The organism is Pseudomonas sp. Root569, assembly GCF_001427465.1.
Taxonomy (GTDB): Bacteria; Pseudomonadota; Gammaproteobacteria; order Pseudomonadales; family Pseudomonadaceae; genus Aquipseudomonas; species Aquipseudomonas synxantha.
In genome coordinates, this window is sequence record NZ_LMGQ01000015.1 from 12,152 (window position 1) to 36,004 (window position 23,853).

Annotated in this window: 23 protein-coding genes; 3 read left to right on the forward strand and 20 right to left on the reverse strand. The window is 60.9% G+C overall.

Translation table 11 applies throughout. The features are described from left to right. Positions 1 to 11: 11 nt before the first annotated feature. The 12 genes from ASD70_RS14790 to ASD70_RS14845 form a co-directional block, all read right to left on the reverse strand. Positions 12 to 800: a TatD family hydrolase gene (locus tag ASD70_RS14790; RefSeq protein ID WP_046069144.1), complete on the reverse strand. Its 789-nt coding sequence runs from the start codon at positions 798 to 800 to the stop codon at positions 12 to 14. Between the two features lie 64 nt (positions 801 to 864). Continuing rightward, the gene (locus ASD70_RS14795) at positions 865 to 1,854 is read right to left on the reverse strand and encodes a DNA polymerase III subunit delta' (RefSeq protein ID WP_046069145.1); all 990 of its coding nucleotides are present in this window, start codon (positions 1,852 to 1,854) and stop codon (positions 865 to 867) included. Next, positions 1,847 to 2,479, reverse strand: coding sequence for a dTMP kinase (gene tmk / locus ASD70_RS14800; protein ID WP_046069146.1), 633 nt, complete (start codon positions 2,477 to 2,479; stop codon positions 1,847 to 1,849). The genes ASD70_RS14795 and tmk overlap by 8 nt, the downstream gene beginning before the upstream one ends. A gap of 19 nt (positions 2,480 to 2,498) precedes the next feature. Further along, positions 2,499 to 3,620, reverse strand: a complete 1,122-nt coding sequence (gene mltG / locus ASD70_RS14805; RefSeq protein WP_056846817.1) for an endolytic transglycosylase MltG — start codon at positions 3,618 to 3,620, stop codon at positions 2,499 to 2,501. A 1-nt stretch (position 3,621) separates the two neighbouring features. Continuing rightward, entirely contained in the window at positions 3,622 to 4,437 is an 816-nt protein-coding gene (gene pabC / locus ASD70_RS14810; protein ID WP_046069148.1) for an aminodeoxychorismate lyase, read from the reverse strand. Beyond that, positions 4,437 to 5,681 carry a beta-ketoacyl-ACP synthase II gene (fabF, locus tag ASD70_RS14815; RefSeq protein ID WP_056846818.1) on the reverse strand — a complete coding sequence of 415 codons (1,245 nt, stop codon included), beginning with the start codon at positions 5,679 to 5,681 and terminating at the stop codon, positions 4,437 to 4,439. Before fabF ends, pabC begins: the two co-directional genes overlap by 1 nt. Positions 5,682 to 5,809: 128 nt before the next feature. Beyond that, positions 5,810 to 6,046 carry an acyl carrier protein gene (gene acpP / locus ASD70_RS14820; protein ID WP_003175607.1) on the reverse strand — a complete coding sequence of 79 codons (237 nt, stop codon included), beginning with the start codon at positions 6,044 to 6,046 and terminating at the stop codon, positions 5,810 to 5,812. A gap of 191 nt (positions 6,047 to 6,237) precedes the next feature. Next, positions 6,238 to 6,981, reverse strand: a complete 744-nt coding sequence (gene fabG, locus ASD70_RS14825; protein WP_003189275.1) for a 3-oxoacyl-ACP reductase FabG — start codon at positions 6,979 to 6,981, stop codon at positions 6,238 to 6,240. Between the two features lie 24 nt (positions 6,982 to 7,005). Next, on the reverse strand, positions 7,006 to 7,944 hold the full coding sequence (gene fabD, locus ASD70_RS14830) for an ACP S-malonyltransferase (protein WP_046069150.1): 939 nt from the start codon (positions 7,942 to 7,944) through the stop codon (positions 7,006 to 7,008). A 139-nt stretch (positions 7,945 to 8,083) separates the two neighbouring features. Continuing rightward, positions 8,084 to 9,094, reverse strand: coding sequence for a phosphate acyltransferase PlsX (gene plsX / locus ASD70_RS14835; RefSeq protein ID WP_080944651.1), 1,011 nt, complete (start codon positions 9,092 to 9,094; stop codon positions 8,084 to 8,086). Positions 9,095 to 9,098: 4 nt separating this feature from the next. Then, the gene (gene rpmF, locus ASD70_RS14840) at positions 9,099 to 9,281 is read right to left on the reverse strand and encodes a 50S ribosomal protein L32 (protein ID WP_003179396.1); all 183 of its coding nucleotides are present in this window, start codon (positions 9,279 to 9,281) and stop codon (positions 9,099 to 9,101) included. Between the two features lie 13 nt (positions 9,282 to 9,294). Further along, on the reverse strand, positions 9,295 to 9,825 hold the full coding sequence (locus ASD70_RS14845; protein ID WP_005790551.1) for a YceD family protein: 531 nt from the start codon (positions 9,823 to 9,825) through the stop codon (positions 9,295 to 9,297). A 105-nt stretch (positions 9,826 to 9,930) separates the two neighbouring features. Here ASD70_RS14845 and ASD70_RS14850 point away from each other — a divergent pair, with 105 nt between their 5' ends. Beyond that, the gene (locus ASD70_RS14850; protein WP_046069152.1) at positions 9,931 to 10,509 is read left to right on the forward strand and encodes a Maf family protein; all 579 of its coding nucleotides are present in this window, start codon (positions 9,931 to 9,933) and stop codon (positions 10,507 to 10,509) included. Between the two features lie 133 nt (positions 10,510 to 10,642). Here the strand turns inward: ASD70_RS14850 and ASD70_RS14855 are convergent, their stop codons facing one another. The 3 genes from ASD70_RS14855 to rluC are packed head-to-tail and all read right to left on the reverse strand — an operon-like array spanning position 10,643 to position 13,256. Then, positions 10,643 to 11,626 carry a S49 family peptidase gene (locus ASD70_RS14855; RefSeq protein WP_056846819.1) on the reverse strand — a complete coding sequence of 328 codons (984 nt, stop codon included), beginning with the start codon at positions 11,624 to 11,626 and terminating at the stop codon, positions 10,643 to 10,645. 21 nt (positions 11,627 to 11,647) lie between these two features. Next, a complete protein-coding gene (locus ASD70_RS14860) occupies positions 11,648 to 12,310 on the reverse strand; it encodes an HAD-IA family hydrolase (protein WP_056846820.1) in 663 nt (220 codons plus the stop codon). Next, entirely contained in the window at positions 12,297 to 13,256 is a 960-nt protein-coding gene (gene rluC, locus ASD70_RS14865) for a 23S rRNA pseudouridine(955/2504/2580) synthase RluC (RefSeq protein WP_005790558.1), read from the reverse strand. The genes ASD70_RS14860 and rluC overlap by 14 nt, the downstream gene beginning before the upstream one ends. Positions 13,257 to 14,015: 759 nt before the next feature. Between rluC and rne the strand changes: the two genes are divergently transcribed. Further along, positions 14,016 to 17,195: a ribonuclease E gene (gene rne / locus ASD70_RS14870; protein WP_056846821.1), complete on the forward strand. Its 3,180-nt coding sequence runs from the start codon at positions 14,016 to 14,018 to the stop codon at positions 17,193 to 17,195. Between the two features lie 107 nt (positions 17,196 to 17,302). Here rne and ASD70_RS14875 read toward each other — a convergent pair whose 3' ends face one another. From ASD70_RS14875 to ASD70_RS14885, 3 genes are all read right to left on the reverse strand, one after another. Further along, entirely contained in the window at positions 17,303 to 17,887 is a 585-nt protein-coding gene (locus ASD70_RS14875) for a nucleotidyltransferase family protein (RefSeq protein ID WP_056846822.1), read from the reverse strand. Next, the gene (locus ASD70_RS14880) at positions 17,884 to 18,870 is read right to left on the reverse strand and encodes an XdhC family protein (RefSeq protein WP_056846823.1); all 987 of its coding nucleotides are present in this window, start codon (positions 18,868 to 18,870) and stop codon (positions 17,884 to 17,886) included. Before ASD70_RS14880 ends, ASD70_RS14875 begins: the two co-directional genes overlap by 4 nt. Positions 18,871 to 19,014: 144 nt before the next feature. After that, complete coding sequence (locus ASD70_RS14885) at positions 19,015 to 20,346, reverse strand: dicarboxylate/amino acid:cation symporter (RefSeq protein ID WP_046069158.1); 1,332 nt, start codon at positions 20,344 to 20,346, stop codon at positions 19,015 to 19,017. A gap of 337 nt (positions 20,347 to 20,683) precedes the next feature. Between ASD70_RS14885 and ASD70_RS14890 the strand changes: the two genes are divergently transcribed. Next, a complete protein-coding gene (locus tag ASD70_RS14890; RefSeq protein WP_056846824.1) occupies positions 20,684 to 21,682 on the forward strand; it encodes an AraC family transcriptional regulator in 999 nt (332 codons plus the stop codon). A 134-nt stretch (positions 21,683 to 21,816) separates the two neighbouring features. Here ASD70_RS14890 and ASD70_RS14895 read toward each other — a convergent pair whose 3' ends face one another. Then, complete coding sequence (locus tag ASD70_RS14895; RefSeq protein WP_046069160.1) at positions 21,817 to 23,163, reverse strand: ATP-binding protein; 1,347 nt, start codon at positions 23,161 to 23,163, stop codon at positions 21,817 to 21,819. Beyond that, entirely contained in the window at positions 23,160 to 23,837 is a 678-nt protein-coding gene (locus ASD70_RS14900) for a response regulator (RefSeq protein WP_043050102.1), read from the reverse strand. Before ASD70_RS14900 ends, ASD70_RS14895 begins: the two co-directional genes overlap by 4 nt. Between the last annotated feature and the right edge of the window lie 16 nt (positions 23,838 to 23,853).

Here is a 23,853-nt window from a genome sequence, read left to right on the forward strand (position 1 = left end):
AATTCGAGCGTTTATCCAACTGCTACATGGGCCAGCGGAAACAGTCGCTTGAAGTTCTCGGTAGTTTGCTCGGCAAAATGCTCGTAGGACTCGCCGCGCAGCATTGCCAGGTAGTCAGCCACGTCACGCACATATTCCGGCAGGTTCGGCTTGCCGCGATGGGGGATAGGCGCCAGGTAGGGCGAGTCGGTTTCCACCAGCAGGCGGTCGGCCGGCACTTGGCGGGCTACGTCACGCAGCGCGTCGGCATTGCGAAAGGTGACGATACCCGACAGGGAAATATAGAACCCCAGGTCCAGGGCGGCCTTGGCCATGTCCCAATCTTCAGTAAAGCAATGCAGCACTCCGGCCTGTGGCAGCGCGGCTTCACGCAGCAGCGCCAAGGTATCGGCCCGTGCGCCACGGGTGTGGACGATCACCGGCTTGCCGGTCTGTCGGGCAGCTTGCAGGTGCAGGCGGAACGAGGCCTGCTGCAACTCGGCGGCTTCGGGCTCGTAGTGGTAGTCCAGGCCGGTTTCACCGATGGCTACCACCCGTGGGTGGTTGAGTTCGCCCAATAGCCAATCGAGGGCCGGGGCTTCGCCGGGCTTGAGATCCAGCGGGTGGATACCCACGGAGCAATCCACGTCCGTGTAGCGCTCAGCCAGGGCCTTGACGTCGGCGGCGTTCTCAGCGCTGACACCGATACACAGGAAGTGGCCTACTCCACGCTGGCGGGCAGCTTCAAGGGCGGCGTCGAGGGAACCGCCGTGCTGGGCAAGGTCGAGGCGATCAAGGTGGCAATGGGAATCTACGAGCATAGGGAGTCAGGGCTTTAAGTCACGAAAAGGGTCTGGCCCACGATACACCCGTCGGCCACGGAAATTAACGCCGCCCGAGCAGGCCGACCCACTGCACCAGCAGCGCCTCGAGCAACAGCACGCGGTTGAGGTTAGCCTTGCCGAGCACCTTCTGGCGCTGCGCAAGAATCCAGTCCTGGATGTTCAGCACTTTGTCCTGGGCACTTTTCTGCGCCAGGTATTGCACGACCTTGCGCATATCCGCCAGGCCCAGGCCGTTTTCATCCTGGGTCAGCTGGTAGCGCAAGATCAGGCTGGACCAGTCGCAGAACCAGTCGAACAACAGCAACAGGGGGATATCCTTCCAGGCGCCTTCGGCCAGTTGCGTGGCGGACAGCTCCTGCTTGAGCAGCTTCTTCACGCCATCCACGACCAACGCCCGCTGCTCACGCACGCCCTGGGCTTGCAGCTTGACTGCCGCCAAGGGCGAACCGGCCGCCAGGGTCAGTAATTCGACGCGTTCTTCTGCGGTGCACTCCGGCAATGCCTGCGCCAGCCATTGCAAGCTCATGGCCTCGCTCGGCAATGGGCATGCCTGCTGCACGCAGCGGCTGCGAATAGTCGGCAACAAGCGGCTGGACTGATGGCTTACCAGCAACAACACGGTATCGCCGGAGGGTTCTTCGAGGCTTTTGAGCAAGGCGTTAGCGGCGTTGATGTTCATCGCCTCGACCGGCTCGATCAACACCACTTTGCGCCCGCCCATCTGCGCGGTCTGCACCACGAAGCTGACCAGGTCACGCACCTGGTCGACCTTGATCGCTTTGTCCGCTTCCTCGGGTTCCAGCACATAGTTGTCCGGGTGACTGCCAGCCTTGAGCAGCAGGCAGGATTTGCACTCACCGCACGCCTGCAGATCGACCGGGCGCTGGCACAACAGGCTGGCCATCAGGCGCTCGGCGAGGTGGCGTTTACCGATGCCCACCGGCCCATGCAGCAAATAGGCATGGGCGTGCTGGGCACGCCCGGCCAGTTGCTGCCAGAGGCTGTCCTGCCATGGGTAGGACTCAGCCACGGGTGCGCTCCAACAGTGTCGGCAACAGTGCGTCGATGGCCTGTTGCACCCGGGCCAGCGGCTGGGCGGCGTCCAGCAGGTGATAACGCGCAGGCTCAGCCTTGGTACGCTGCAGGAAAGCGCTGCGCACAGCTTCGAAAAATGCCTGCCCCTCCAACTCGAAACGATCCAGGCGCCCCCGGGCACTGGCGCGAGCCATGCCCACTTCCACCGGCAGGTCGAACAGCAGGGTCAGATCGGGGCGCAAATCCCCCTGCACGAAGGTTTCCAGGGTAGCGATGCGTTCCAGGCACAAGCCTCGGCCACCACCCTGGTAGGCGTAGGTGGAATCGGTGAAACGATCACAGATCACCACCGCACCGCGTGCCAGGGCCGGGCGGATTACTTCGGCCAGGTGCTGGGCACGGGCGGCAAATACCAGCAGCAGCTCGGTGTCCGGGTTCATCTGCTCGTCACCCGGGGCCAACAGGACGTCGCGAATCCGCTCGGCCAGTGGCGTACCACCCGGTTCACGGGTCAGCACCACTTCGATGCCCTGAGCACGCAGGCGCTCGGCCAGGTAGTCACGGTTCGTGCTTTTGCCGGCGCCTTCCGGGCCTTCCAGGGTAATAAACAAGCCAGTCACGGGCAGTCCTTAGTCAGAGTCATTGCGGGCTTTGCGGCACGATAGTGTCCGGCGCGGGCTCGGTCGGTGCGTCGCCGGGTGGGGCTGCGTCGTCCAGTGGTTTCACCACCGGCGCCGGGCTGGAGCGGTAGTCGGCACGCCGCTTGAGCTGGAACTCGCGCACGGCGGCATTATGCGCATCCAGGTTATCCGAGAAAATATGGCTGCCATTGCCACGGGCGACGAAATACAGGCTGCTGCCCGGTTCCGGGTTCAGCGCCGCGTGGATGGCCTCGCGACCGACCATGGCGATGGGTGTCGGCGGCAGGCCGGCTATCATGTAGGTATTGTAAGGGTTGGCTTCCTTGAGGTGGGCGCGGGTCAACTTGCCGTTGTAGCGTTCACCCAGGCCGTAGATCACAGTCGGATCGGTCTGCAGCAACATGCCGATCTTCATGCGACGCACAAACACACCAGCGATCTGCCCACGCTCTTGCGGTACACCGGTCTCCTTCTCCACCAGGGACGCCATGATCAGCGCCTGATAAGGGTCGGTGTACGGCACATCGGCGGCACGCTTGCTCCACTCCTGAGCGAGGACATCGTCGAGGCGGTTGTAGGCTTTTTTCAGGAATTCGACATCGGTCATACCGCGCACGAAGCGATAAGTGTCGGGGAAGAAACGCCCCTCGGGGAATACACCCGGGTGGCCGAGCTTTTCCATTACTTCACTGTCAGTCAGCCCTGGAAGGGTCTGCACGATCTTTTCGTGCTTGGCCAGGGCCATGCGCACCTGGCGGAAATTCCAGCCTTCCACCAGCGTCAGGCTGTACTGCACCACTTCGCCACGTTGCCAAAGGCCAATCAGTCCCTCGGCGGTAAGACCGGGAGTCATGCGGTATTCACCGCTGTGCAGTGGCTGGCCTTCGAGATTGAAGCGCCAGTACAGGCGCAGCCAGAAGGCATCGTCGAGCACACCGTCAGCTTCCAGACGATTGAAGGTGCCCGTCGGGGTAGCGCCAGCCGGTACGTCGAGCAACTGCTCCTGGGACAGCTTCAAGGGCTGCTTGAGGGCAGAGTCGAGTTTCCAGGCCGAAAAGCCCACGAGCAACGCCGCCGAGACCAGGCTGATCTGCAGCAGTAACACCAGTTTTCGTATCAACTCAAATATCCAATAGCGCGCGAACAATACCCTGCAGTTTACGGGTGAGCGGCCCAACCGGCCAGCTCATCGCAGCGCATCCGCGCACCGGCCAAATGCCATATACGCTGTTGCAGACGAAGACTTCATCGGCCTGTCGCAACTGCTCGACACTGACCTCGGCCACGACTACCGGGATGCCCAGCGCTTTAGCCTGGGCCAGCAGCTCGGCGCGCATCACGCCGGCCACGCCACATCGACTCAGGTCAGAGGTTAGTAACAAGCCGTTGCGCACCAGAAACAAGTTGCTGAACACGCCTTCGATAACCCGACCGGACATATCCAGCATCAAGCCTTCGGCATGATCGGCATCTTGCCATTCTGCGCGTGCGAGCACTTGCTCCAGACGATTGAGGTGCTTGAGACCGGCCAGCAACGGCTGTTCGGCCAAGCGGGTCGCACACGGAAACAGGCGGATGCCTTCGACACCATGGCCGGGGGGATAAGTCGCGGGCGCACTGCCCTGCAAGATACGGCGCACCGGAGCGCCAGGGTTGAGACCATAGCCGCGCAGGCTGTCGCCACGGGTAAGGATCAACTTGAGGACACCGTCGCCGAGGGCGGCGGCATAGGCCAGCACTTCGCTGCGAATCACACTGTGGTCGGCAACCAATGCCAAACGCCTGCAGCCCTCATTCAGGCGCTGCAGGTGACGGTCGAGCAACAGCGGCTGCCCGGCCTTGACGGCGATGGTCTCGAACAAGCCATCGCCATACGCCAGGCCGCGATCTTTCAGGGGCACGGAGTCCGCTGGTTGACCGTCGACCCAGCTGTGCATCACTCGGCGAACCGGCGGAACACCAGGGACCCGTTTGTGCCACCAAAACCGAACGAGTTGGAAATCGCCACGTCGATCGGCATCGGTTGCGCTTCGTGAGGCACGAAGTTCAGGTCGCAGCCTTCGTCAGGCTCATCCAGGTTGATGGTCGGCGGAGCGACCTGATCCTTGATTGCCATCACGCTGAAGATCGCCTCCACCGCGCCCGCCGCGCCCAACAGGTGGCCGGTCATGGACTTGGTGGAACTGACCGCCAGCTTGTAGGCGTGCTCGCCGAACACCGACTTGATGGCCTCGGCTTCCGCCAGGTCGCCGGTCGGCGTCGAAGTACCATGGGCGTTGATGTACTGAACCTGGTTGGGGTTGACCTTCGCATCGCGCAGGGCGTTGGTGATGCAGCGCGCAGCACCGGCACCGTCGGACGGTGGCGAGGTCATATGGTAGGCGTCGCCGCTCATGCCAAAGCCGATCAGCTCGGCGTAGATGGTGGCACCACGCGCCTTGGCGTGCTCCAACTCTTCCAGCACCAGGGCACCGGCACCGTCGGCCAGTACGAAGCCGTCACGGCCCTTGTCCCAAGGACGGCTGGCACGGGTCGGTTCGTCATTGCGGGTCGACAGCGCACGGGAGGCGCCGAAGCCGCCCATGCCCAGGCCGCAGGCGGCCATTTCGGCGCCACCGGCGATCATCACGTCCGCTTCGTCATAGGCGATGTTGCGCGCCGCCATGCCGATGCAGTGAGTGCCCGTGGTGCACGCCGTCGAAATGGCATAGTTAGGCCCCTGCGCCCCCAAGTGGATGGACAGGAAGCCGGAAATCATATTGATGATCGAGCCCGGTACGAAGAACGGTGAAATTCGACGAGGGCCGGATTCGTGCAGCGTGCGGCTGGTTTCTTCGATATTGGTCAAGCCGCCAATACCCGAGCCCATGGCCACGCCGATGCGCTCACGGTTGGCGTCGGTGACTTCCAGGCCAGCGTTACGCACTGCCTGAAAACCGGCGGCCAGGCCGTATTGAATGAACAGGTCGAGCTTGCGGGATTCTTTGATCGAGAGGTACTCCTCGACATTGAAGCCCTTTACCGAGCCGCCAAAACGGGTGGAATAGGCAGAAAGGTCCGTGTGTTCGATCAGACCAATACCACTGTGGCCAGCCAGAATGCCCTGCCAACTGCTTGGCACATCCGTGCCCAGTGGCGACAACATACCCATACCGGTGACTACGACGCGTCTACGCGACACAGCACTCTCCTTTTTCTAATGACGACACTTCGCTTCGCAGCTTGCTTTTCATCACCGCTTAAAGAAAAAACCGCACGCCGTTACAGCAGTGCGGTTTTTCCCTGACAGCAAGCGACGACTACAAACTATTACGCCTGGTGGCTAGTAACGTAGTCGATGGCAGCTTGAACAGTAGTGATTTTTTCAGCTTCTTCGTCCGGGATTTCGGTCTCGAATTCCTCTTCCAGAGCCATCACCAGCTCAACGGTGTCAAGGGAATCGGCACCCAGGTCTTCTACGAAGGAAGCAGTGTTGACCACTTCTTCTTCCTTAACGCCCAGTTGCTCGGCGACGATTTTCTTGACGCGCTCTTCGATGGTGCTCATACCTTGTTTAACTCCTAATGGACAAATTCAGGCAGCTGGCCAGTGGGTAAGTGTATAGAAAGCCATTTCAGCTTTTCAACTGAAAGCTTCACCCTGTACCCCGCCGACCATCTGCCTATAAATTAAGTTGCAGCTTTATAACGGATTTTAGACAGCTCGTATGACATTTTTTTGAAGCGATCCGTCACAATTTAACTCATGTACATCCCGCCGTTCACCGGGATTGTAGCCCCAGTCACGTATGCCGCACCGTCGGATGCCAGGAAAGTGACCACATTCGCGATCTCTTGGGCCTGGCCCAGACGGCCCAGCGGAATCTGCGTCAGCAAGGCTTCACGCTGTGCTTCCGGCAGTTCGCGGGTCATATCGGTGTCGATGAACCCTGGGGCCACCGAGTTGACCGTAATCGACCGCGAGCCGACTTCACGCGCCAGTGCACGGCTGAAACCTTCCAGGCCGGCCTTGGCGGAGGCATAGTTTACTTGGCCTGCGTTGCCCATGGCACCCACTACGGAGCCAATATTGATAATTCGGCCCCAACGCGCCTTGGTCATGCCGCGCAAAACGCCCTTGGACAGGCGAAACAGACTGTTCAGGTTGGTATCGACCACGTCGTACCACTCGTCGTCTTTCATGCGCATCATCAGGTTGTCACGGGTGATGCCGGCGTTGTTAACCAAAATTGCCGGCGCGCCGAACTGTGCGGTGATCTGGGCCAATACGGCAGCCACGGACTCATCGCTGGTCACATTCAGCTCAAGGCCGGTGCCCTGCACGCCATTTTCCTTCAAGGTCGCGGCGATACGCTCGGCGCCCGATGCGGAAGTGGCGGTGCCGATCACAACGGCGCCCTGACGGCCCAGTTCCAGGGCGATCGCCTGGCCAATGCCACGGCTTGCGCCAGTAACCAGTGCAACTTTACCTTGCAGACTCATGCAGGCTTCTCCTAATTTCGCAATTCAGGCCAGTGCCGCGCGGGCGGCAGCGAAGGCTTCAGGGGTGTTGAGGTTGGCGGTCGACACACCGTCGGCGCAACGCTTGTTCAGGCCCGCCAGGACCTTGCCCGGGCCACACTCGACCAGTTCGGTAGCGCCGTTGGCGGCCAGGGTCTGGACCGATTCAACCCAGCGCACTGGCTTGTAGAGTTGCTCCAGCAGGTCGCGCTTGAGAGTCTCGAGGTCGGGTGCAACCGCGGCACTGACGTTCTGCACCAACGGGATCTGTGGCGCCTGCCAGTTGATGGCTGCGATGGACTCGGCAAAACGCTCGGCAGCCGGGCGCATCAGTTCACAGTGGGACGGCACGCTCACCGGCAATGGCAGCGCACGCTTGGCACCACGGGCCTTGCAGCCTTCGATGGCGCGCTCAACAGCCGCCTTGGCGCCGGCGATCACCACCTGGCCAGGGGAGTTGAAGTTCACCGCGCTGACCACTTCACCTTGCGCCGCTTCGGCGCAGGCCTCGATTACCACCGCATCGTCCAGGCCCAGGATCGCGGCCATGCCGCCCTGCCCGGCCGGAACGGCTTCCTGCATCAACTGGCCACGACGCTCGACCAGCTTGACCGCTTCACCAAGGGTCAGGCTGCCCGCCGCCACCAGGGCGCTGTATTCGCCCAGGCTGTGCCCGGCAACAAATGCCGGACGCGCCCCGCCTTCTGCCAGCCACAAGCGCCACAGGGCGATCGAAGCGGTCAGGATGGCCGGCTGGGTTTTATCGGTTTGATTGAGCTGCTCTTCCGGCCCCTGCTGGGTCAGCGCCCACAGGTCGTAACCCAGGGCGTCGGAAGCTTCCTTGAAGGTATCCAGGATCAGCGGGTATTGCGCGCCCAGCTCGGCCAACATGCCGAGGGACTGCGAACCCTGCCCTGGAAAGACGAATGCGAGGGATGTAGACATGTAACAAGCCCCTAATGATCTGGTCGTCGGAAATAGTCGCTCCCGATCTTAAAATGAATGCCGGGAGCACACGAAACTGACAGATTGGATGGTCAATTGAACTGGCCGGTCACATTTAAGCACTCCCGGGCCAATTCGCCTAAGGCAACAGATCCTCAAGACGGCCGTGCAAGCGTTGCGGCAGGTTTTCCTGGATCTCGATCAAGGCCCGCGCAATCGCGCTTTGGAAGCCCTCGACACCTGCCGAGCCATGGCTTTTCACCACAATGCCCTGCAACCCCAGGAAGCTCGCGCCATTATGCCGAGCCGGCGCCAGATCAGCCTGCAGGCGGCGCATCAACGGCAGCGCCAAGGCACCCACCATGCGCGACGCCAGGTTGCGCTTGAACAATGCCTCGATACGCGAGGCAATCATGGTCGCCAGGCCTTCGCTGGACTTGAGCAGTATGTTGCCGACAAAACCGTCACACACCACCACATCGGCCTCGCCACGGTACAAGCCGTCACCTTCGACAAAGCCGATATAGTTCAAGCCCCGCGCACTTTGCAATAAGGTGGCGGCAAGCTTGACCTGCTGGTTGCCCTTGATGTCCTCGGTCCCGATATTCAGCAAGGCTACACGCGGACGGGCAACGCCCAGCGCTTCGGCGGCCACCGAGCCCATCACGGCAAACTGCAAGAGGTGCTCGGCACTGCAATCGACATTGGCGCCCAGGTCCAGTAGCTGGCAATAGCCTTTCTGCGTCGGGATCGCCGCGACCATCGCCGGCCGGTCAATACCGGGCAAGGTTTTGAGCACATGCCGCGACAAGGCCATCAACGCCCCCGTATTGCCGGCACTGACACAGGCTTGCGCCTTGCCATCACGCAGCAACTCCAGGGCCACTCGCATTGAAGAATCGGGTTTGCCGCGCAGGGCGGCCGCCGGCTTTTCATCCATGCTGATGGCTTCACTGGCTGGCGTAATCGTCAGGCGCGCGCGATCCACCGCCGGATGGCTGGCAATCAGTTCTTCAAGAAGGGAGGGTTGACCGACGAGGGTCAGGTGCAGCGAGGGCGTTGCAGTCAGGCTGGCAATGCAGGCCTGAACAATGCTGCGGGGACCGAAGTCCCCGCCCATTGCGTCAATCGCGATGACTTGAGCAGACAAGTGATTACTCGTCAGCGCCCTTGTCGATCACTTTACGGCCACGGTATACGCCTTCTGGCGATACGTGGTGACGCAGGTGAACTTCACCAGTGGTCTTTTCCACGGACAGGGTGCTAGCCTCGAGAGCGTCGTGCGAACGGCGCATGTCACGGGCGGAGCGGGATTTTTTGTTCTGCTGAACAGCCATAATTGATTAACTCCTAAACGTTTGGGTCACGCTTTAACTGCGCCAATACACTGAACGGGTTGGACCGCGTTACCTCGTCCTCGCTCGGCTCGGCCTCGTCATCGAGACCCTCCGGCTGCTGGCATTCTTCCGGATGATGAGCAGGCACAATGGGCAAGGCGAGCAAAAGCTCCTCCTCGATCAGTGCATGCAGATCCAATGGATCTTCGCCCAGTTCCAGCACGTCATAACCTTTCGGCAACGACTGGGTATTCGCACCCTCTTTCACCACAGCATAACTGCATTCGCTGTGGATCGGCAGGGTGACCAGCTCAAGACAACGCTGGCAAACCATTTTGACTTCGGTGTCGATAAAGCTGTGTATTACCACAGACTTACGTTCATCTCGTTCAAAAACGAATTTAGCCTGCACCGTACCGACAGTGTCGGAAAGCGGGTCGCAGAGTCTCTCCAAATCGGCCAGCAGCACTTCACCTTGAAGGGTGGTGCCACGATCAGCCAATTTGCGCGGGTCAACGTGAGGTGGAATCGGGTCATTCAACATAGGCGCAGCATTATAGGGATGCCCCCAGCCATGTCAAAGGAAATTCAGCCCTGTGCGTCAGCCGGTCACGTCGCTAGAATCGGCGACTGCCTTGAGGAGACGTATATGCTGCCGTTATTACTCGCGTCCAGCTCGGTTTATCGCCGGGAATTACTGAGCCGCCTGCACCTGCCGTTCACCTGCGGCTCGCCGGATATCGACGAAAGCCACCGCACTTATGAATCAGCCACTGAGCTGGTCAAGCGCCTGGCCGAACAAAAGGCCCGCGCCCTTGCGGCCAGCCATCCTGGGCATTTGATCATAGGCTCCGATCAGGTGGCAGCACTGGAAGGCCGGATCATCGGCAAACCCCACACCTTTGAAAACGCCCGCGAGCAATTGTTGGCGGCCAGCGGCAAACGGGTGAGCTTTCTTACCGGGTTGGCACTGCTTAACAGTGAGACGGGGCATTGCCAGGTCGACTGCGTACCTTTTACCGTGCACATGCGCGAGCTGGATGCAGAGCGTATTGAGCGCTACCTGCGGATCGAGCAACCCTACGACTGCGCGGGCAGCTTCAAGGCCGAGGGGCTGGGCGTGAGCTTGTTCCAGGGCACCGAAGGACCGGATGCGACCAGCCTTGTCGGCCTGCCGCTGATTCGACTGGTGGATATGCTGCTCGCTGAAGGCGTGCAAATCCCCTGAGAACACCATAAAAACAAATGTGGGAGGGGGCTTGCCCCCGATAGCGGTGGACCAGCCAAGTTATCTATGGCTGACACACCGCGACCGGGGGCAAGCCCCCTCCCACATTTTGATCTACAGCTGGCTTGAGATATCAGCGTAGCGTCGGGCCTTGGAAGCCCATGTACAGCGCAAGCTTCTCAGCCACACTGGCACCAAGCTTCTTGGAGAAGCGATCAAACGGCGATTCCTCAACCGTGAAATCCACCAACTCCTTCTCGCCAACCACATCCCGCGCCACCGAACTGGCACTGCCCAGGCCATCGATCAAGCCCAATGGCAACGCCTGCTCGCCCGACCACACCAGACCGGAAAACAGTTCCGGATGGTCTTTATCCTTCAGTCGGTCCCCACGACCCTGCTTCACGCTGGCAATGAACTGGCGATGGGTAGTATCGAGCACGCCCTGCCAGAACTGGGTCTCATCGGCCTTTTGCGGCTGGAACGGATCCAGGAACGCCTTGTGCTCGCCGGAAGTATAGATGCGCCGCTCCACCCCCAGCTTCTCCATGGTGCCGACAAACCCGTAACCGGCTGCCGTCACCCCAATGGAGCCCACCAGGCTGGCCTTATCGGCATAGATCTGGTCAGCGGCACTGGCGATGTAATAGGCCCCCGAGGCACCCAGGTCGGAAATTACTGCATAGAGTTTGGTATCCGGATGCAGTGCGCGCAGGCACCGAATCTCGTCATAGACATAGCCCGACTGCACAGGGCTGCCGCCCGGGCTATTGATGCGCAGGATCACGCCCTTGACCTTGGAGTCTTCGAACGCGGCGCGCAGGCTGGTGACGATATTGTCGGCGCTGGCGGGCTCCTTGTCGGCAATCACTCCGCGCACTTCGATCAAGGCAGTGTAGTGACTGCCACGGGTGGCGCTTTTTTCCATGTCCATCAGCGGACTGAACAGCGCCAGCATGCCGAGCAGGTAAACAAAGGTCAGCAGCTTGAAGAAAATCCCCCAGCGCCGCGAACGACGCTGTTCCTGGACGCTGGCCAGGAGGGTCTTCTCCAGCAGCTTCCAGCTTTTATCATCACTGTTCTCGGCCTTTTCGGGCGCTTTCCACTCGTCACTCATGCCATTAACCCCAGCAAAAACTCATTGGGCCCGGCTAAGCCAGGCCTGCAATTCAGAAAAATGATCAATCGTCAGCCTCGGCTCGTATTGCTGCAACGCCTCGCCAGCCTGGGCGCCATAACTGACCGCCACGCTGTCCATGCCGGCATTGCGCGCCATCATCAGGTCGAAGGACGCGTCACCCACCATCAATGCCTGGCGCGGCGATACACCGCAGTGATCCAGGATCTGCTCCAGCATCAGAGGATGAGGCTTGCTGGCGGTTTCATCCGCGGCGCGAGTGATGTCGAAATAATCCTCGAAACCATGGGCCTTGAGCACCCGATCCAAGCCACGGCGAGCCTTACCGGTAGCAACAGCCAGGTGATAGCCCTCGGCGCGAAACGCCGCCAAGGATTGCCTTACGCCGTCAAACAGTGGCGACGGCTCGGTTTCCAGAGCGATGTAGTGATCGGCATAGTGCTGACGGAACGCAACCAGTTCCTGGTCACCGATCTGCGGGTACAGGGTGCGAATAGCCTCAGGCAACCCCAGGCCGATGATGCCTTTAACCGCCAGGTCGCTGCATAACTCATAGCCTGAACGGGTTGACGCCATGTGCATCGACTCGACAATCCGACCAATGGAATCGGCCAGCGTCCCATCCCAATCGAAGATCAGCAGCTTGTAGTCAAGGTGCGACACTCAAACGCTCCACGGTCTTGGCCCACATCTCATCGACCGGCGCCTGCAATTTCAGCTCGCCGCCATCGGGCAGCGGCACCGTAAGCATATAGGCGTGCAGGAACAGGCGCTTACCGCCCAGGTCGCGGATTTCCTTGGAGAAACCCTCGTCGCCGTACTTGGTATCGCCAGCAATGCAGTGGCCCGCATGCAGGGTATGCACACGAATCTGGTGGGTACGACCAGTGACCGGCTTGGCCTCGACCATGGTGGCAAAGTCGCCGAAACGGCGCAGCACCTTGAACAGCGTCAGGGCTTCCTTACCCTCCTCGTCCACCTCGACCATACGCTCGCCGGAACGCAGGTTGCTTTTCTGCAGTGGCGCACGCACGCTCTTGATCGAACTGGCCCAGTTACCACGCACCAACGCCATATAACGCTTGTCCACGCCATCGCCACGCAAGGCAGTGTGCAGATGGCGCAACATGCTGCGCTTCTTGGCAATCATCAGCAGGCCGGAGGTATCACGGTCAAGGCGATGGACCAGTTCCAGCTCCTTGGCATCCGGGCGCAACTGGCGAAAGGCTTCGATCACGCCGAAATTCAGGCCACTGCCGCCGTGAACCGCAATGCCGCAGGGCTTGTTGATCACGATCAGTTTGTTGTCTTCGAAGACAATCGAGGCTTCCAGGCGCTGCAACAGGCCCTGGGCCAATGGCACAGGCTCGTCGCGCTCAGGCACGCGCACAGGCGGCACGCGAACGATATCGCCCGCCTGCAACTTGTACTCAGGCTTGATCCGGCCCTTGTTCACGCGCACTTCGCCTTTACGCAAAATGCGGTAGATCAAGGTCTTGGGCACGCCTTTGAGCCGGGCCAGGAGAAAATTGTCGATGCGTTGGCCGGCATATTCCGGCGAGACCTCAAGCAGCTGGACGCTGGGGGTCGGGGGGGTGGTAGTCGTCATGCCGGCGATGATAACAATTTTTTATGGAATTGAAGCACTTAATCATTGCTGCTATAGTCGCGAACGCCGCCAAAAGCGGCCTGGACAGAGGACATGCGGCAAACTGCCGGCCCTGACCATCGCAATTCATCAGGACGCGAGGCCGTCCTACGGGGCTTTCGCCACCTTGGAAGGCTCGGGATTGTAACAAGCGCAGGTGACATGAGGCCTGAAGCGAGTGCAGAAAGCAGAGTGAATACTCGCCTTTTGCGCCGATATTTACGGCCAGTTCACAAAGTGCAGTCAGTCTTGAGCCAGACCATGGCGAATGCTTCGGAAACAACGCCTGTTAAGAGCTGAGTGAGAGCGCAGTCGCCCACACCTAGTCTTGTTTAGCCATGAGCGTGGACTCCCCATTGGAGAACACGGTAAATGCCAACCCGCTGCGGATTCTGCGCGCGGCAGCACCCGAATTATCAGGGATACGTGTAGGGTGGAGATGCACAACCGTCGGACTGTGTAGCACTAGGCTTATATTTAGACGCTTCATCTCGTCCACAGTCGCCGGTTGATTCCTCCTCCTGACCTTAGCTTTTGTTGAAGTGGTGCCTTTGTCACCACCGCTAACGAGCAGGACGCGTCCGTCGCGATAGCGGCCCAATTGGCCGGTTATTGCTGGACACTGGAGTGGCCAACCACTCTTGACGCACCTGACACCGACCGTGAGAAGTCGTGTGTGCCGAACGCCGTTTCCGGCAGCCCGGAAACCGACGGTACAACATGAAAAGAATGCTGATTAACGCAACTCAACCCGAAGAGTTGCGTGTTGCACTGGTAGATGGCCAACGCCTCTACGACCTGGACATCGAATCCGGTGCACGCGAGCAAAAGAAGGCCAACATCTATAAAGGCCGTATTACTCGCATCGAACCAAGCCTTGAGGCTGCCTTTGTCGATTTCGGCTCCGAGCGCCACGGCTTCCTGCCCCTCAAAGAAATCTCCCGCGAATACTTCAAGAAAGCCCCCGAAGGCCGCGTGAATATCAAGGACGTCCTGAGCGAAGGCCAGGAAGTCATCGTCCAGGTCGAGAAAGAAGAACGTGGCAACAAGGGCGCCGCCCTGACCACCTTCATCAGCCTCGCCGGCCGTTACCTCGTGCTGATGCCGAACAACCCACGTGCCGGCGGCATTTCCCGTCGCATCGAAGGTGAAGAGCGCAATGAACTGCGCGAAGCGCTGAACGGCCTGGTCGCACCGGCCGACATGGGCCTGATCGTTCGCACTGCAGGCCTTGGCCGCAGCAGCGAAGAAATGCAGTGGGACCTCGACTACCTGCTGCAACTGTGGACCGCCATTAAAGAAGCGTCCCTGGATCGTTCCGCGCCATTCCTGATCTACCAGGAAAGCAACGTGATCATCCGCGCCATCCGCGACTACCTGCGCCAGGACATCGGCGAAGTGCTGATCGACAGCGTTGAAGCCCAGGACGAAGCCCTGACCTTCATCCGCCAGGTGATGCCGCAGTACGCCAGCAAGATCAAGCTGTACGAAGACAGCGTACCGCTGTTCAACCGTTTCCAGATCGAAAGCCAGATCGAGACCGCCTTCCAGCGCGTGGTCGAACTGCCTTCCGGCGGCTCCATCGTCATCGACCCGACCGAAGCCCTGGTGTCCATCGACATCAACTCGGCGCGCGCCACCAAAGGCAGCGACATCGAAGAAACCGCCCTGCAGACCAACCTGGAAGCGGCTGAAGAAATCGCCCGCCAGCTGCGCCTGCGTGATATCGGCGGCCTGATCGTGATCGACTTCATCGACATGACCCCCGCCAAGAACCAGCGCGCCGTGGAAGAGAAAGTCCGCGAATGCCTGGAAGCTGACCGTGCTCGCGTGCAAGTCGGCCGCATCTCGCGCTTCGGCCTGCTGGAAATGTCCCGCCAGCGCCTGCGTCCATCCCTGGGCGAGAGCAGCGGCATCGTCTGCCCGCGTTGCAACGGCACCGGCATCATCCGTGACGTTGAATCGCTGTCCCTGGCGATCCTGCGCCTGATCGAAGAAGAAGCCCTGAAAGACCGCACCGCCGAGGTCCGCGCGCAAGTGCCGATTCCGGTTGCCGCCTTCCTGCTTAACGAAAAACGCAACTCGATCACCAAGATCGAACTGCGCACCCGTGCCCGTATCGTCATCCTGCCGAACGATCACCTCGAGACGCCGCACTTCGAAGTCCAGCGCCTGCGTGATGACAGCCCGGAAGCCCATAGCGGCCAGTCCAGCTATGAAATCGCTGCTGCCGCTGCCGAAGTGGAAGAAGTCCAGCCAGCCGCTGCGACCCGCACCCTGGTCCGCCAGGAAGCCGCCGTGAAGACCGCGCCGGCCCGTGCCAACGCACCGATGCCTACCGAAGCCGCTGCTCCGGTTGCCGCCCCGGCCGCCCTGCCTGAGCCAAGCCTGTTCAAGGGCCTGGTGAAATCGCTGGTCAGCCTGTTCGCCACCAAGGAAGAGCCTGCTGCCCCGGTAGTGGTCGAAAAGCCTGCCACCGAGCGCCCGGCGCGCAACGAAGAACGTCGCAACGGCCGCCAGCAGAGCCGCAACCGCAACGGCCGCCGTGACGAAGAACGCAAGCCACGCGAAGAACGTGCACCGCGTGAAGAACGCGCCCCCCGTGAAGAGCGCGCTCCTCGCGAAGCCCGTGAAGAAGCCCCGGCCGTAGCCCGTGAAGAACGTGCACCGCGTGAAGAGCGCGCACCACGTACCCCGCGTGCCCCGCGTGAAGATCGCAAGCCGCGTGGCGAGCGCGAAGAGCGCGTGCGTGAACTGCGTGAGCCGCTGGACGCCGCGCCAGCCGTTGCTGCTGCCGCTGCTGCCAGCACCGAAGAACGCCCGGCGCGCCAGCCGCGTGAAGAGCGTGCCCCACGTGAAGAGCGCCAGCCGCGCCCACCGCGTGAGGAGCGTCAACCACGCGCTGAGCAAGCCGCTGCCGCCAGCGAAGAAGAAGTACTGACCGGCGAAGAGCAACTGCAGGAAGACGGCCAGGACAACGCCGAAGGCGATCGTCCACGCCGCCGCTCCCGTGGCCAGCGTCGTCGCAGCAACCGTCGTGAGCGTCAGCGTGACGCCAACGGCAACGTGATCGAAGGTTCGGAAGAAACCGGTGAAAACGCAGAAGCTGCCAACAACGAACCAACAGGCGCCGAACTGGCTGCTGGCTTGGCCGTTACCGCGGCCGTCGCCAGCTCGGTCATCAGCGCACCTGCTGAAGCCCAGGCCCACGAGCAAGCCGAGCGTGCTACTGCCGCTGTCGAAGAAAACGCTGTGGTAGAAACGCTAGCTGCCGAGACCCCAGAGGTTCAAGCGCCAGCTGTTGAAGCGCCAGTGGTCGAAGCCACTACCCCTGTCGAAACCCCAGTGGTTCCGGAGGTGGAAGTTGCCCCGGTTCGCGACGCACAGCCAGAAACCGAAGTGGTTGCCGTTGAACCGGCTCCGGTGGTTGAGCCTGCACCAGTGGTTGAAGCCGCAGCAGAAGCACCGGTTGTCGAAGAAGCCGCCCCGGCCGTGCGTGAAGTTCGCGAAGAACAGACTGCCTTCCAGTGGACTGCCGAACCTACCGCCCCGGTTGAAGCGCCAGCGCCTGCCCCTGTGATTGAGGAAGCGCCAGCCCCGGCTGCCGAAGTGGTTGAAGCCGCACCGGTTCCAGAGCCTGCGCCGGTGGTTGAAGCCCCTGTGGTTGCCGAAGTGGCTGCTCCGGTGGTTGAAGCCGCACCTGCCAGCGCTCTGACCGAGAACGGTCGTGCGCCGAATGACCCACGTGAAGTGCGTCGTCGTCGCAAGGAAGCTGAGGCCGCTGCTGCTGCGGCAGCCGCTGCACCGGCTGTGGTCGAAGCCGCTCCGGCTCCGGTTGCTGAAACCGTGGTAGAGCACGTGGCCCAGGAAGAAGAGCACGAGCCTAAACCCCTCGCCTGATTCTGCCAGCCACTAAAAAGCCCCGCCTGAGTGATCAGGCGGGGCTTTTTTTGCAAAAAATTCGAACATACTACTGCTCAAATTTGGGGGATTGCCCCCTCCCACATTCAGTCGGCGCTGAAACTCAACCGTTGCGGCACGTCCACATCCCATAGCACCCCAGGATCATCCACCTGCACGCCCCGCACCTGTGCTTGTGCAAACAAAGGCTTAGCGCCACGGTCCCCGGTCAACGCCATCAACGCAGGCCCAAATACACGACCGAAAGCCACCGGATGCCCATACTGCCCGGCATGCACCGGCACAGTGATACTTCCCGGATCGGCCAGCACGCGCTCGATCGTCGCGGATCGAATAAACGGCATATCACCCAGCACAACTAGCCAGCCATCCACCGAGGCGCTGGCCGCAACGGCTGCGGCAATGCTGTCACCCATACCAGCCGATTCCAGCAGCAGGACCTTGCAACCGTACGCCTCAGCTAAATGAATCACCTCAAGGCGCTCCGGTGAGGTCACCACCCAGCGCTCAACAAGCGTCGCGGGCAGGTTAACCAGCACCTGCTCGATCACCGGTCGGGAAACGCCATCCAGGCCCACGCAAACGGCCAGCAACTTGTCCTGATCAGCACCGGCTTCGGCGCGAAAACGACTGCCCTGCCCTGCGGCCAGCACGATCGCCGTGACAGTCACTGCGCCACCACCGCCAAGGGTTTTTTCTGCACCGGTGCCACGCCGTTCTTGATTGCGACAATTTCCGCCATCAACGACAAAGCGATCTCCGCCGGGGTATGGCTACCGATATGCAAGCCAATCGGCCCGTGCAAACGTGCAATGGCGTCCTCCGACAAGCCCAGGGCTGCGAGATTCTCTCGACGCTTCTGGGTATTGACCCGCGACCCCAGCGCGCCGATGTAGAACGCGGTGGAGTCCAGCGCTGTCAGCAATGCCATGTCATCCAAACGCGGATCGTGGGTCAGGCAGACGATAGCGGTGCGTTCATCAGTTTGGATATTCAGCACCGCCTCGTCGGGCATGCCTGGCACAAAGCGACCGTGCTGTTCTTCCCAGCCATAGACGAATTCTTCACGGGGGTCGCAGATCAGCACTTCGAAATCCAGCAAGCGCGCCATTTGCGCGACGTAGCGTGACAACTGCCCGGCGCCGATCAACAACAGGCGCCAACGCGGCCCATAAATGGCACGCAGACGCTCGCCGTCGAAGCTCACCACATCGGTCTTGCTCGCGGCGCTCAGGGCTACCGCGCCCGTGGTCAGGTCCAATTCACGCGCGACGACCTGGTGGTCTTCGCAGCGCGCCAGCAGTTCGGCCACCCAGCCCCAGTCATCCACCCGCTCTTCGGTCAGGCGCAGCGTACCGCCGCACGGCAAGCCAAAGCGCGCCGCTTCATCGCGGGTGACGCCGTAGGTGACCAATTGGACGGGTGGCCCATCATCAGCCAGCCGCCCGTCCTGCAGGCGTGCGATCAAGTCATCTTCGATGCAGCCACCGGACACCGAGCCAATCACCACCCCGTCGCCGCGCAAGGCCAGCATCGCCCCAGGAGGGCGCGGCGCGCTGCCCCAGGTCTGCACCACGCTGTACAACACTACGCGCTGCCCGGCGCGGCGCCACTCAAGGACGCTACGCAGGACATTCAAATCCACACTGTCCATCAAACCTCCTGCCAGCGTTGTTAATGAAATCGTCATTTACTGTAAAGCAAAAGAATCCAGAAGTGGCCGTACACACACGCAAACGCCCCGAACCAGTCGGGGCGTTTGCGGGTTGCCTTGGCGTCAGATCACGCCAGCAGCGATTTACTTGATGACAGGCGCCGGGCCTTCGGCCACACCCAGGTCATCTTCTTCGCGGGTGTCGGAAATACCGGTACCGCCGGACGCCAGCTCACTTTGCAGCTTGTCGGTGTCCAGCTCCTTGACCCACTTGGCCACAACGATGGTGGCAACGGCGTTACCCACCAGGTTGGTCAGCGCACGGGCTTCGGACATGAAGCGGTCGATACCCAGGATCAGCGCCAGGCCGGCCACCGGCAAGTGGCCTACGGCCGACAGGGTCGCAGCCAGTACAATGAAACCACTGCCGGTCACGCCCGCCGCGCCTTTGGAAGACAGCAGCAGCACCAGCAGCAGGGTGATCTGGTGGGTGATGTCCATGTGGGTGTCGGTCGCCTGGGCGATGAACACGGCAGCCATGGTCAGGTAGATCGACGTACCGTCGAGGTTGAAGGAGTAGCCGGTTGGGATCACCAAGCCGACCACCGACTTCTTCGCACCCAGGCGCTCCATCTTGATCAGCATGCGTGGCAATGCGGATTCGGAAGACGAGGTACCCAGTACGATCAGCAGTTCTTCACGGATGTAGCGGATCAGCTTCAATACGCTGAAACCGTGGGCGCGGCAGATGGCGCCAAGTACCACGACCACGAAAAGGACGCAGGTGATATAGAAGCAGATCATCAGCTGGCCCAACTGCACCAGAGAACCCACACCGTAGGCGCCGATGGTGAATGCCATGGCACCCAGGGCACCGATCGGAGCGAGCTTCATGATCATGTTGATGATGTTGAACATCACGTGGGCGAAGCGATCGATGAAGTCCAGCACCGGCTTGCCGTAGGCGCCCAGGCGGTGCAGGGCGAAACCGAAGATCACCGAGAACATCAGCACTTGGAGGATATCGCCGTTGGCGAAGGCGCCGACGATGGTGTTCGGGATGACGTTCAGGATAAAGCCGACAATGCTCTGGTCTTTACCGGCGGTGACGTAGGCCGCCACTTTGGAGGCGTCCAGGGTCGCTACATCGATGTGCATGCCCGCACCCGGTTGCACGACGTTGACCACGACCAGGCCGATCAGCAGGGCGATGGTGGAGACGATTTCGAAGTACAGCAGTGCATAGCCACCGGTCTTGCCCACCGACTTCATGCTTTGCATACCAGCGATGCCGCTGACCACGGTGCAGAAGATGATCGGGGCGATGACCATTTTGATCAGCTTGATAAAGCCGTCACCCAGTGGCTTGAGGGCCACGCCGGTCTGCGGGTAGAAGTGGCCGAGCAGAATACCGATAACGATTGCGACGATCACCTGGAAATACAGGGATTTGTAGATTGGCTGACGAGTCGTCATTGCAAAGTTCCTCAAACGTCCCGGGGGCAAATATCCGCCATTGCCCACGACACTTGAATTGCGAACCCTCCTGCACTGGAGGGATTTGTTGTTGGCGAAGCCTGTAGGACAAAGCCTGCGCTGTAGTCCTTATCGCAAACGGCGTGCCACTTTGCGCAAATCCGCTGAAGGCCTTTAGACATCTGGGCCAGGCGGGTTACTTCCGCCCCTGAGCACTCGATCATGTGGCGGATTTCCGCCCACCTAGCCGGTCTCGTCCTACAATTTGGCGGATATCCGCCTTGTCGCTCGACCGGGTCATGGCTACCATCCGCCACTCCACGGACGAGGCCCTTGCATGCGCGAACGTACCATCGCCAGTCACTACGCCCGAGCAGCCCTCGGCGGTGCGCGTCGAGCCGGTTACGACTACTCGGTGTTGTTGCAGCAGGTGGGCATCACCCCTGAACTGCTGAGCGAGCCTCGCGCCCGCATTGCACCGGAGCAATTCACCCGGCTGCTGCAAATGCTCTGGCTGGAGCTGGATGACGAGTACCTGGGGTTTGCCGATGGGCCGAGCAAACGCGGCACCTTCGCCATGATGTGCCACGCCCTGATCCATTGCCGCACGCTGGAGAAGGCTCTGGAGCGCGGCTTATTGTTTTATAGCCTCTTCCCGCAGGGCCCGCGCTGGCAGCTGACGAAAGAAGGCGATATGGCGCGACTGAGCCTGGACGACTCACAGCTATGGGACCCGGATCACTTTCTCAGTGAGTGCCTGCTGGTGATCTGGCATCGCCTGGGCAGTTGGTTGATCGGCCAGCGAATCCGTCTGCAGCAGGCAACCTTCAGTTACCCCACGCCGGCCCATGCCAGTGAATACGACCTGTTGTTCCCCTGCCCTCACATGTTCGACGCGCCGAACAGCAGCCTGGTATTTCCCAGCCGCTACCTGAGCCTGCCCCTGTTGCAGGATGAACGCACCCTCAAGCATTTCTTGCAGCGCTCGCCTGCCGACTTATTGTCCCGACCGGATGAAGGCGACAGCCTGAGCAGCCAGTTGCGCCGCTTGCTGAGTCGCGATCGTACGCCCTGGCCGGACTTGGAGGCCGTCGCCCAGCATTTGCACATCAGCCCGCAGACCCTGCGCCGGCACCTTCGCGAAGAAGGCACCAGCTTTCAGGCATTGAAGGATGAGTTACGCCGGGATATTGCCATCTACCATTTGGGGCGGGCGGATTTGTCCTTGCAGGAGATTGCCGAGCATTTGGGGTTTTCTGAGCCGTCGGCGTTTCATCGGGCATTCAAGAAGTGGACGGGGCTGACACCGGGGGCGTATCGCGCGCAGGGGAGTTAAACGGAGGTGGACTTGGCTCAGCACGGGTATCTACACAACTTTTGGTATGCCCCCTCCCACATTTGGATCGCAGGGCATCAGTCAGATAGCGGTCGACTGTCTGGCCACCATCGCGTAAGCCCAGTCGATAGACATCACAACGCCGGAAAATGGATCCTGAAAGCCGCGCCGCCTAGTGCCGAGTCCCCTAGCGTCAAACGCGCGTTGTAGCTCTCGATAATGTCCTTGACCACCGCCAGCCCGATGCCCTGCCCCGGGTGCTGGCGATCAAGCCGCTCGCCGCGCTGCAGAATCCGTGCGCGCTGGTCGGGCGGCACACCGGGGCCGTCGTCTTCGATACACAACTCAATACCGTCAAGGTTTTCCACCAGGCTGATACGCACCTGACGCAGGCATAGGCGATAGGCGTTTTCCAGCAAGTTGCCGAGCATTTCGAGCAGGGCGCCTTTCTCGATGGGCACGTCACACTCTTGCGGCAGGTCAAAGGAGACGTTGACGCGCTTGTCGCGGTAGACCTTTTCCAAGGTATCGCACAGACTTTGCAACACCGGCTCCAAACGCACCTGGTGGCGCACCAGGCCGCTTTTACGCAGGCTGGCACGCTGCAATTGATAGCCTATCTGCTGGCTCATGCGCTCGATCTGCGATTGCAGCACCCACGCCTGGCCACGGTCTTCGTGGCGCTGAGCCATGTCCTCACTCACTCCCTGCAAGACCGCCAGCGGGGTTTTCAGGCTATGGGCCAGGTCATCCAGGGAATCGCGGTAGCGGGTGCGTTGCTCGCGTTCACTGTGCAGCAATCGGTTGAGGGAGCCGGTAAGTCGCAGCAGTTCGCGGGGGTGTTCTTCGGAAAGGCTCTCACGGGTGCCACCTTCGATCTGGTCAAGCTCCTGGCTCAAGCGTCGCAGGGCTTGCAAGCCCCAGGTCAGGCCCAGCCACAACAGCGTCAACAGCACGAGCAAGGCGGCGCCGAAGCCCAGGTAGAGGTTCTCGCGCAAGCCTTCGAGGGTCAGTTGATATTCACGCACCGGTTGCAGGGCGACGATACTGAACGCCGCACTCTTGCCCCCCAGCAGCTTGACCTCGACGTCATACACGAAAAATTCCTGGCCATTAGCTTCGCGGATGCGCGCAAACTCGTTGCCGCGCCCATCGTAGCGCGGCTTGTAGTTGATGTTTTCTTCCCGGGTCGCCCGCGAACGCCATACCAAGTGGCCCTCGCGGTCGTAAATATAGCCAAGCAGCCGGCTGTCGGTGAGGTTGAAGCGTTCATCCGGCAGCTGCGCCGGCATCAGCAGGCGATTATTTTCGACCCGCGCGGCGGAGATCAGGGTGGTCACGTCCGACGCCAGGCGCTGCTCGATGGAATCCTGCAGGGCCAGGCTGAACGCGCCTTGCATGGCGGGCAACAAGCCGAGCATGAACAGCACGGCCAGGGTGGCGGCCGCCAGCATCAGGCGCACACGTAGTGAGCGAATCAACGGCAGCGCTCATTGAACAGGTAACCCAGGCCGCGCACAGTATCGATCGGCTTGAACCCGGTCGGTCCTTCCAGCTTGCGGCGCAGGCGGCCGACCAGCACTTCGATGACGTTCGGGTCGCGTTCGTCGTCATCGGGGTAGAGCTGCTCCATCAAACGATCCTTGGCCACCACTTGTTGATGGTGACGCATCAGGTATTCGAGGATTCGATACTCATAAGCGGTCAACGCCAGCGGCTGTTCATCCAAGGAGGCTTGCTTGCGATTGAGGTCCAGCAACAAGGGCCCGGCAATGATGGTGGACTGGGTAAAACCGCTGGAGCGGCGTAACAAGGCGTTCATCCGCGCCTCCAGCTCTTCGAACTGAAACGGCTTGACCACATAGTCGTCGGCACCGGCCGCCAGGCCTTCGACTTTATCCTGCCAGTTGCCGCGGGCAGTCAGGATCAGGATCGGAAAGGTCTTGGCCTGGGTGCGCAGTTGGCGAATCAGGTCCAGGCCGCCCATGCCGGGCAGGCCAAGGTCGATGATCGCCAGGTCATGATTGAATTGGCCTGTCTGGTACAGGGCTTCCTCGGCATTGGCCACGGCTTCGACCACATGCCCGCTGTCGGTCAGGCGGGTAAACAGGTGATGGCGCAGCAGCGCCTCATCTTCCACCACCAGCAATTTCATAAGGCTCTCCAAGGCA

What these genes read in the sequence shown, in the direction of transcription:
- ASD70_RS14845 (WP_005790551.1), bottom strand. Translation starts at nt 9,825, where the DNA reads ATGTTGAATGACCCGATTCCACCTCACGTTGACCCGCGCAAATTGGCT.
- fabG (WP_003189275.1), bottom strand. Translation starts at nt 6,981, where the DNA reads ATGAGTCTGCAAGGTAAAGTTGCACTGGTTACTGGCGCAAGCCGTGGC.
- rne (WP_056846821.1), top strand. Translation starts at nt 14,016, where the DNA reads ATGAAAAGAATGCTGATTAACGCAACTCAACCCGAAGAGTTGCGTGTT.
- pabC (WP_046069148.1), bottom strand. Translation starts at nt 4,437, where the DNA reads ATGCACAGCTGGGTCGACGGTCAACCAGCGGACTCCGTGCCCCTGAAA.
- rpmF (WP_003179396.1), bottom strand. Translation starts at nt 9,281, where the DNA reads ATGGCTGTTCAGCAGAACAAAAAATCCCGCTCCGCCCGTGACATGCGC.
- ASD70_RS14880 (WP_056846823.1), bottom strand. Translation starts at nt 18,870, where the DNA reads ATGGACAGTGTGGATTTGAATGTCCTGCGTAGCGTCCTTGAGTGGCGC.
- ASD70_RS14890 (WP_056846824.1), top strand. Translation starts at nt 20,684, where the DNA reads ATGCGCGAACGTACCATCGCCAGTCACTACGCCCGAGCAGCCCTCGGC.
- ASD70_RS14885 (WP_046069158.1), bottom strand. Translation starts at nt 20,346, where the DNA reads ATGACGACTCGTCAGCCAATCTACAAATCCCTGTATTTCCAGGTGATC.
- fabD (WP_046069150.1), bottom strand. Translation starts at nt 7,944, where the DNA reads ATGTCTACATCCCTCGCATTCGTCTTTCCAGGGCAGGGTTCGCAGTCC.
- rluC (WP_005790558.1), bottom strand. Translation starts at nt 13,256, where the DNA reads ATGACGACTACCACCCCCCCGACCCCCAGCGTCCAGCTGCTTGAGGTC.
- ASD70_RS14855 (WP_056846819.1), bottom strand. Translation starts at nt 11,626, where the DNA reads ATGAGTGACGAGTGGAAAGCGCCCGAAAAGGCCGAGAACAGTGATGAT.
- ASD70_RS14850 (WP_046069152.1), top strand. Translation starts at nt 9,931, where the DNA reads ATGCTGCCGTTATTACTCGCGTCCAGCTCGGTTTATCGCCGGGAATTA.
- ASD70_RS14900 (WP_043050102.1), bottom strand. Translation starts at nt 23,837, where the DNA reads ATGAAATTGCTGGTGGTGGAAGATGAGGCGCTGCTGCGCCATCACCTG.
- ASD70_RS14790 (WP_046069144.1), bottom strand. Translation starts at nt 800, where the DNA reads ATGCTCGTAGATTCCCATTGCCACCTTGATCGCCTCGACCTTGCCCAG.
- acpP (WP_003175607.1), bottom strand. Translation starts at nt 6,046, where the DNA reads ATGAGCACCATCGAAGAGCGCGTCAAGAAAATCGTCGCCGAGCAACTG.